Below are 9,401 nucleotides of genomic sequence, written 5' to 3'. Positions count from 1 at the left end.
GCTCGCTGATCTGGTCGCTGCTCAATTGAGCCAGCACGGGCCTCTGACGGCCCCACACCCAATCCCGCGACGGTGCCTTTGACCAAGGCCCGTCGCGGACGATGACAAGGCCGCCCATACAGGGCGGCCTTCAATCGCTTAGAGACTCAATGCGCGGTTTCGCCAGTGAGTTCGACGGTGAAGAACCAGTCTTCCTCGGGGTCCTTCTGCAAGACGTCATCCGGCACCACCTCGGGACCAGACAGGAACACGTTGGAGCCGAAGTGATTGTGCAACCGCGACAGTTTTTCCAACCGGTCGCCCGTCAGATCCGCATAGAAATTCGCATAATTCTCGGTCGCACGCAGTTCGTCGATCTTGGCCCTGTGCGCCGCAACCGCGCTGTCATGCGCGGCGCGAATGTCTGGATCTGACAACAACCGCTCCAGTTCCGCGCGCAAAATCGGCATGCGCGCCTGAATCGACAGTTCTTCCTCGTAATTGTTGTTCATCCGAAACCAGTAGGCGAGCCCCTGATCCCGGTCGACATGGTTCACCCGGCCTCGGTCGCGTTTCACAAGGAAACTCTCGGCAGAGCGCACGGCGTAGTGGTTCAGTTGTACGAGGTCATAGCCATAGGTCTCGGTGGTGGATCGCCAGCCATTGCGGAACATTTCGCGTGGCAAAGGCTTGCCCGACCCGTTAACCCAGTTGATGTCTGCCCAAAGCTGGGGGTTGAGACCTTTGGGCCGATGCACCCCCATTTTCTTGAACAGGCCAATATTCCTGAACAGCGTCTTGAAGCCCCAGGCCTGATGCGGCTTGCGGGCAAATTCCGGCGCGCAGCGCAGGAACTGTTCGGTGATCGGGCCGTCCACAAATTCATGCACATCGCAATTTCCAAACAACCGCCATGTCATGGCGATCATGTTGGCGTCAGGGACAGCATCAAACAGCGCATCCAGCGTGCCATCACCCACCTTGATGTTCACGAACTCGTCCACGTCGATGCAGGTCAGCCACGCCGCCGATTTAACGATCGGCTCGTCGTCCGACGCCTGCAACGCCGCGTGCTGAGGCTTAAGCCCGCTTTCCCGAAACGGGTTTTCACGGTGCTGCACGATGCCCTTGCGTTCCAGCATCTGGAGCATGGTGTCGGTGCCATCGGTGCAATCATTCGTGTAGACCAGAAAATCGTCAAACCCGATGGCCCGGTGATAAGCCAGCCATTCAAGGATGAACGGACCCTCGTTCTTCATGGTGGTGACGATCACGCGCCGCCCCTTGCCCTTGGGTTGCGCATCGGCCTCCAGTTCGGGCATCCGAACCGGTTTGTGGCCCCAATACTGCTCGGACATCTCGATCAGCGGCGGGTGTTCGATGAGCGAGGTTTTGGGGACAATCTTGGAAATCGACGGCGTCGGATGCCGCAGCGCCATGTGCCGATAGAACAACTGCGTGCGCGCCCGGTCTGGAATCGCGTTGCCGATGCGGATCATCCGCCAGATTGCGGCATCCGTTGCCTTGGCCGGCGCAATGCACCAGCGCTGACGCCCGCCGCGGGCATCGAACTGGACACAGATGTGATCGGCAAAACGCGTGGGATCGTCCTTGCGCACGCGCCACGGATAGCAGTGCCGCCCGTAAAGCGCGATCACCCCGCCATCGGCCTCGACCGCGCTGTCGAACACGTTGGGCGCACCAAGCGGCATGAGGTCGTGCACCTCGATATTGCAGACCGCCCGCGCCTGCCTCAGAAACCGGGCGCGCAGGATTTCGTAAAGCGACATGGCCCCAAGGGGAGAGTCCCAAGGCGATGGCTTTGGCACTTTCATCCGGTCTTTGCCGGGGGCTTCCGGCACGCAGAAAGGATGCGATTCCGCAGGGGCATCGTTGCGGCCCAGCGGCAGATCGCTGGTCAGGATGGTCACGTCACAGTCGAGTGTCAGGCGGTCCAGTTCAGCCGCCAGATCGGATGCGAAGGCCGGGTCAGTCCCCGGTTTTGCCCGGTCCACGATAACGACCGCCTGAAGCGACTGGGTCTGCACATGGTGCTGCAACCAGACCGCAACGGTCTGTGCATCTTCGCCATTGCGCACAGCGGCGATGCAGTTCAGCCCTTCGAAACGGGCCTGCTCCGACGCCACAGGGGTGATGTCGACCGGGGCACCAGCCAGCGTCAGCCGAATTCGACCATCTGCGGGCAGGGGATAGGTGATGCAGGCTGCGCCCCCGACGCTGATTTGCGACAGCGGTTCAATGCCGTCTGCATGCCCCAGGGACGATAGATCGCTTCCCGCTGCAAAGAACAGGGTGGCGCGCGGGCCGTCCTCGTGATCCGTGGAAACGGCGTCAAGAAGGGTGATCGGGCCAAGCCCCATACCCAGCAAGCGTCGTTCGATCACCTGTCCCATGTCGTCCTTACCTGCGGTTCAACAGCCGGTCGGTCGCGGCCCGCTCATAACGCCGCCTTCAACCCGTTGACCAGATCGTCCATGTCCGGGTCGATTTTCAAGGATGCCGCCTTGCGTTTGTGCCAGTCAACTGCACGCGCATGCAGATCAGCCAGCACCGGATCGGATTTCAACTCCTTGGCCAGCTTGGTCACCTTGGTCTTGTACCGGTCGATCGAGGTGTCTTTTTCGTCGTTCAGATTGAACCGCTCCCAATACTCCATCCCAAGCACATGGTGGGAATGGTTTGCCCGGCCGCGGGCGCGTTTGACGAGAAAGCTGTCCATCGACCGCAGCGCATAGTGGTTGACCTGCGCATGGGTGAAGAGCGGCGGATTGGCGGTGCGTTCCCCGTTGATCACATAGTCGATCCCGCCAGGCAAAACGCGACGCGTGTCGGCCACATGTTCCTCAAGCGACACCGGGGCATGCAGGCCCATGCGCTGAAACTTGTGTTGATTGGTGTAAAGCGATTTGACGAACTTGCCGGTCTCGGGGCGCAGCTCGGCGTCCCATTCGTATTCGCCCATGCGGAATTGCTGGGTCACAGGTTTGTCGGCAAAGGCTTCGATCCCGTCCGACCCGAACACCCGCCACGGCACCGAGATCACATCGGCATTCGGCCCCGAGCCTTCGACCAGCGCCTGCACTGATCCGTCGCCAAGATGGACATTGAGGTACTCATCCACGTCACAGACAAAGACCCATGTGGCATTCAGCACGATGTCATAGCGGCGGCTGGCCTGACGCAGGGCAGATCGGTGAATGCCCGCGCGACGCACGACGGTGTTGTGTTGCGTGACCAGTCCCATTTCTTGCAGGCGCAGCAGAATCTCGACAGTCGTGTCCGTGCAATCATTTGTGCAGACCAGAATGTGGTCAAACCCCAGCGTTTTGTAATGGGCCACCCAATCAATGATGTAGGGGCCTTCGTTCTTCATGGTTGAGACAACCGTGTAGGTCTCACCGCTCATTTTATGCCTCGCCTCGCGGGTCTTTGGTCGACCGCAATCATTCGTATTTTGCCAAAAAACTACGTGTCAGGCGGCTTTCTTGCAAGCTGCATGGCAGCAAAGGCACGAATGACGCAAAAACTGAGTCAGATATCACGCAGGCTACACAAAACGGCCGTTTGCCCCTAGCATCCCGAAAACAAAGGCGCCCTGCACTGACAAGAGGCGCGAATGAGGACATGCAGATGCCACGCACGCGCGAGGTTGGAACGCTCTGGATCGGGGGGCCGCTCAGCTGGCTTGAACAGCTGTGCCTGAAGTCCTTTGTCGACAAGGGCCAGAAGATCACCCTGTTCAGCTATGAAGACATTCCGAACGTCCCCGAAGGCGTGATCCGCCGCGATGGACGCGAGATCATCGACACCGAAGATTTCATCAAATACGAGCAGAAGAACAGCTATGCGCTGTTTGCCGACTGGTTCCGCCTGCACATGATCCACCAGAACCCCGGCATGATCTGGGTGGATACCGATGTCTATTGCTACCGTCCGATGGACTATGACAGCGATTATGTCTTCGGCTACGAACTGCCCGGCGAACACCGTGTGAACAACGCTGTTCTTGGTCTGCCAGCAGACAGCGATGCGCTGCGCCAGATGCTCGATTTCACCAGCGACCGCTACTCCATCGCGCCTTTCCTTCCGAAAAAGCGCAAGGAAGAGATGCGCAAGAAGGCCGAAAAGGGCAAACCGGTGCATATCACCGAACAGCCCTGGGGCGTTTGGGGACCGATGATGGTGACCCATTATGTGCATGCGCTTGGGCTGGAGGAGCATGTGCAACCGCTCAATGCCTTCTACCCGATCACCTTCCGCGAACGGTTCAAGTTCATGCGACGCGCCGATATTGCCGAAGGGCTGATCACGTCCGAGACGACCGCCCTGCACCTCTGGGCGTCCAACAAGCGGCAATTGGGCAACCTGCATGACGGGCTGCCGCCCAAGGGCTCGTATCTCGAAAAGTTGGTGCAAGAGCATGGCATCACCCCGGCACTCGCGCCGATCAAGGGGCGCGGAAACACGACATTCGACGGTGCTCTGATCGACGAGTTGGACCTTGATGAGGTTACCAGTGTGGCCGACCTGACCGGACAAGCACGCAGCTTCGTTCTGGCGCTGCACCACAAGTTCGATTGCGACATCCAGTTGGTGAACACCAATCGCCGCGCCAAGTTCAAAGACGAGGACATGCCCTGGCTGGCCGAGTACATCACCTTCCTTACCGAAAACGAGGTCGACCCGGATCGGATCAAAGTGATCCGCGCTGAAAAAGACCTGCGCCCGGTGGATGTGCTGTGCAATCTGCAGGGCTTTGGCGATCAGTGGAAAACGCAGTTTCTGGAACTGTTCCTGCAACGCTGCATCCATTCCGACACACGGGTTTTCATGGATGTCCGGCGCGGCTCTGGCGCGTTTCCGTTTCTCAAGCCCTATGGCGCGAACACAACCCTGTCGACACGCGAGGATGACGGCAAGCAGGTCACGCGCATCCGGGTCACACCCAACCCGCCCGAACCTGTCACCGATGACAGTTGGGACGCCATCGCGCTGCAGCTTGCCGGTCTCAAAGGCTGGTATCGCGCGGGCACCAACGGGCACAGTTTCCTTTACATCCCGCGCGACCCGGACACGCTGGTGGTGTCCTTCGACAATCTCGACATCGCGATGACCAAACGCGAGGACCGCCGCCCCTGGGGCTACAGCTTTATCAAGGATCAGGGCTGGTCGATGCTGGGTGTTCTGGCGGGCGGCTGGACATGGTACCGCGAACCCTGGGTCTACGAGCAATTCGACGATTTGAAGGCAAGCGGGTTCTTCGAACAGTTCAAGCGCGTGGTGTTCTATGGCGCGTCTATGGGCGGGTATGCCGCCTGCGCCTTTTCCCCCGCTGCCCCCGGATGTGACGTGGTTGCCATATCTCCGCAATCAACGGTCGACAAAACCATCGTGCCTTGGGAAACGCGCTACAAGGTGGTCTGGGACCGCGACTTTTCCGGACCCTACGGTGACGCCGCCGTGGTCAGCCAAGCCGCCAATCGCGTTTCGATCCTGTATGATCCCTACGAACCGCTCGACGCGCAGCACGCCGCGCGGTTCACCGGCGACAACGTGCAACACTTGCGCGCGCCGCTTCTGGGGCACCGGCTGGGCAGTTCCCTGAACCAGATGGGCATTCTGAGTCCGATCATCCTTGGAGCCTTGAACGGCACGCTGGGCGCGCACGACTATTACAAACTACTCCGCGAACGGCGCAGCTTCCCGCGCTACCAGAGGGAGCTGTTCAACCGCGCCGTCGAAAAGGGCCATACGACCCTCGCCAAGGCACTCGGGGAACACATCCTCAAACAGAACCCCAATCGCGCCGTGCGCATGGCAATTAAGGAATTGGCAGACTGAACGATCACTCTGCCGTTTCGGCCGAGTTCTGCATCCAGACCCAACTGGTGCGGCACATGTCGAACAGATCGTACTGTGCCTCGAACCCCAGGACCTTTTTGGCAAGGCTGGGATCGGCATAGCTGGCTGCGGCATCCCCGTCTCGGCGCGGCGCGATCTTGTAGGGGATGTCCCGATTGCTGGCCCGCGCATAGGTCGCGATCAGCTCCAGCACGGAATAGCCACGCCCGGTGCCAAGGTTCACGACATGGCCCTGCCCGTCACGCTCCAATGCCGCGAGCGACTGCACGTGGCCTCGGGCCAGATCAACAACATGGATGTAGTCCCGCACGCCGGTCCCATCCGGCGTTGGATAATCGTTTCCGAACACCGATAGAATGGGCAGTTCGCCCACCGCCACCTTGGCGACATAGGGCATAAGGTTGTCCGGAATGCCCGACGGGTCTTCTCCGATCAAGCCAGACGGGTGCGCGCCCACAGGATTGAAATAGCGTAGCACGCCGACAGTCCATCTTGGATCGGATGCGACCGTCTGTTCGATGATCTGTTCGCAGACCAGCTTGGAATACCCATAGGGATTTCCATAGCTGAGCAGCGCAGTTTCAGGGGTCGGTAGCTCTGCGGCATTGCCATATACCGTGGCCGAGGACGAAAACACCAACCGGCGTACGCCAGCATTGTCCATCGCCTGCATCAGATTTACCAAGCCCACAACATTGTTCTGCATGTAGGCCAGCGGCTTGCGCACACTTTCGCCCACCGACTTGAAGGCGGCAAAATGGATCACCGCGTCGATCTTTTGCTCCGCAAACACGCGGTCCAGCGACGCGCGGTCCAGCACATTGGCCTCAACCACGACAGCCTCGTGACCAGTGATCTTGGAGAGCCGTTTTGGCACGTCCCGTGCGGCATTGCTGAAATTGTCGGGGATCAGAACATCATAGCCGGCTTCGACGAGGGCGACATAAGTGTGAGACCCGATATACCCGGCCCCCCCTGTCAAAAGCACGCGCTGTTTCACCGAATATCCTCCTGCCACGGACCGGTCGCACCAGTCTTACCTGCGCCATGACCGCGCATTCGAGGCTTTAGTAACCAAATAAGTCCAGGATCGGTACCCTGCCGTGTTAAGATTCAGAACCTAAACTGCCTCGTGATTGACAATTCCTGCGCATCGCGCCGCAGTTTGGTCAAATTACAATGCTAACACCGCGGAAAATTTACCGTTGAGTAAGAGAGTGACTATCGTAGGCTTATGACCCTGTCTTGGACGCTGACAATCTGCACATACAATCGACCCCATTTTCTGGTCGAAACCCTTCGCTGTGCGCTGGGGCAAACTCGACGACCGTCCGAGGTCGTCATTGTGGACGCGTCCGACGATTGGGAGGACAACCGAGATCAAATGGTGTCTGAATTCACGGCCGATTGGCAGGACGTGACACTGGTTTATGTCCCTGCCGATGTGCGGTCCTTGACCTTTCAACGAAATCAGGCGTTGGGCCTTGCGACGTCGGACATCGTGTTTTCGCTGGATGACGACATCTATCTGTATCCCGATGCCGCCGAGATTGTGATGCGTGTCTACGAAGCCGACGCGGACGATGAGATCGCGATGGTCACGGGCCAATTCACACCCGGCCCTTACGAACCCGCGCGCAAACGCACCTATCCCACCGCCAAGACTGGGGCGTCCACGTCAAAGCTGCGGCAATGGTTCGAGAGCCAACTGACACTAGACAGCCATTTCGTGCCTTACGGCGACCCCGTGGATATGGGACCCGTGCCAGCATCCGTGCAGCACCTAAACGTGTTTCCAAGTGGACTGGTCAACGGTGGGCGCACCACCTTCCGGCGGAAATTTGCGACAGAGTCAGGCTGGACGGAATTGCTCCGCTACTATGCGACACATGAAGACAGCGACTTTTCCTATCGCATGTCGCAGTTCGGTCGTCTGGTTGTCGCCCCGGACGCCGGGTTCTTCCATGCCGACGGCAATGACAGCAAAGCCAGCCGCTTTCGCATCAATACAATTCGGGTGCGCAACCTTTTGGCCCTGCATGCGGTGCACAGCCCGAACCGCGTGCGATCCGCCCTGCGATGCGCGGCATCCTTTGGAAAGTTCATGGGTCTTTACGTGGCCATCGACGCGGCGCAGAAGCGGATCAGCTTTCCCACGGTGCGGGCCTACGCCTATGGCATCGCGCAAATCCCGGTGTTCCTTTTCTTCCCGATCCGGAACTTCAAAAAGTGGTATATCGACATGCAGGAACGCATGTACGGAGATCGTTACAAATCCTGAGCGCCGGTCAGTTGGCTGGAGAGTTCCAGATTTCGCGAACCAGCATGTCTGCGCCGCGGCTTGACTCGAAATCGGCCACCACGCGGCCGCGTCCGGATTTTGCCAGTGACATTGCCATATCCGGGTCTGCGGCAAGCTGCATCAAGGCTTTTGCCAAAGCCTCGGGGTCTTTTGGCGGGACCAGAATGCCGTCCTCGCCAGTGGTGATCAGCTCGGGCACACCACCCGCGTCTGTCCCGATGGTGGGGACTTCGCAACTCATCGCTTCCATATAGGCCACGCCCAAAGGTTCCGACCAGCTGGCCAGAACAAAGACATGCGATGACATCAGTTTGTCCCGTACCGCTTCGGCGCTGATGGCCCCCAGAAGAGTGACATGATCCTCAAGCCCAAGTTCAACGATGCGCGTGTCCAGCTCTTTGTGAAAACCGCCTCCGCCCGCATCGTCTTCACCCGCGATTTCAAGGTTCACCGGCTGACCACGGTCGATCATCAACCGGACCGCTTGCATGAGATCCTGATGGCCTTTGACCACGTTCAGACGGCCACAGCTGAACACCCGCAAAGGCTCTCCGGGAACCGGTGGCACGTAGGGCGTGTCGCGGCGGAAGGCACTTGTATCAACCCCCATCGGCTGCAGAGGCAGACGTTTCGGCAAGGCGTCCCCCAATTGGCCGGGCAACAGGTCAAGCAACGCGCGGGTGATGACACTGACAAAAGCGGCGCCGCGCCATTTGAAGCGCTGGCCGACACCGTAATCCCGCAGCGGTCCATGAAGGGTCAGGCTGTAGGACAGCCCATGCGCGTGATGCGCAAGGGCGGCGATCAGGGCAGCGCGACCGCAGGAATGGGCGTGAATGTGGGTGATGCCGCGACGCTTGCAGTCGCGCGCCAGCTTTTCCGCCGCCGGGGCGCTGATGATGACATCCTTGAGGAACGTTTTCGCCTCGTCCTTGGGCAGGCGCCGCGCTTCTTTCAGGATCAGGCCCCAGGGCAAGCGCGGCAGGATCGCCATAAGCAACGCAGGATTGCGCGAAGCCAGATAGGTCGTGCGGGCCATCGCCTCTTGCGACCATCGATGCGAGATCAAACCCGAAGGCGGAACGGTTGTGCTGTAAACCCAAGTTCGACAAAATCCGCCGAAATTCGCCTGAATTGAGGGTGGCTGGCTGAGTTATTTCAATGATTTAGCGGTTGTGTTCGGGCAAATTTCTGTAGTCACACACATTGCCTATATTGGTGTTGTTTAGTTGAATCT

At 59.2% G+C, this 9,401-nt stretch carries 6 protein-coding genes; 2 read left to right on the top strand and 4 right to left on the bottom strand.

Annotated elements, in window-relative coordinates; translation table 11 throughout:
• Positions 1–146: 146 nt before the first annotated feature.
• The gene (locus tag JJ869_RS19400) at positions 147–2,393 is read right to left on the bottom strand and encodes a glycosyltransferase family 2 protein (RefSeq protein WP_292269735.1); all 2,247 of its coding nucleotides are present in this window, start codon (positions 2,391–2,393) and stop codon (positions 147–149) included.
• Positions 2,394–2,437: 44 nt separating this feature from the next.
• Complete coding sequence (locus JJ869_RS19395) at positions 2,438–3,406, bottom strand: glycosyltransferase family 2 protein (RefSeq protein WP_292269732.1); 969 nt, start codon at positions 3,404–3,406, stop codon at positions 2,438–2,440.
• Between the two features lie 224 nt (positions 3,407–3,630).
• Between JJ869_RS19395 and JJ869_RS19390 the strand changes: the two genes are divergently transcribed.
• Positions 3,631–5,841: a hypothetical protein gene (locus JJ869_RS19390; RefSeq protein WP_292269730.1), complete on the top strand. Its 2,211-nt coding sequence runs from the start codon at positions 3,631–3,633 to the stop codon at positions 5,839–5,841.
• Positions 5,842–5,845: 4 nt separating this feature from the next.
• Here JJ869_RS19390 and galE read toward each other — a convergent pair whose 3' ends face one another.
• Entirely contained in the window at positions 5,846–6,862 is a 1,017-nt protein-coding gene (gene galE, locus JJ869_RS19385; protein ID WP_292269727.1) for a UDP-glucose 4-epimerase GalE, read from the bottom strand.
• 234 nt (positions 6,863–7,096) lie between these two features.
• On the opposite strand from galE, the gene JJ869_RS19380 reads away from it, so the two are divergent.
• On the top strand, positions 7,097–8,143 hold the full coding sequence (locus JJ869_RS19380; RefSeq protein ID WP_292269724.1) for a glycosyltransferase family 2 protein: 1,047 nt from the start codon (positions 7,097–7,099) through the stop codon (positions 8,141–8,143).
• Between the two features lie 7 nt (positions 8,144–8,150).
• Here the strand turns inward: JJ869_RS19380 and epsE are convergent, their stop codons facing one another.
• Entirely contained in the window at positions 8,151–9,299 is a 1,149-nt protein-coding gene (gene epsE, locus JJ869_RS19375; RefSeq protein ID WP_366510483.1) for an exopolysaccharide biosynthesis GT4 family glycosyltransferase EpsE, read from the bottom strand.
• Positions 9,300–9,401: the final 102 nt, after the last annotated feature.

The sequence above is a fragment of the Marivita sp. genome (genome assembly GCF_017643905.1).
Classification (GTDB): Bacteria; Pseudomonadota; Alphaproteobacteria; order Rhodobacterales; family Rhodobacteraceae; genus Marivita.
This window is presented reverse-complemented; position numbering and strand designations above follow the sequence as displayed.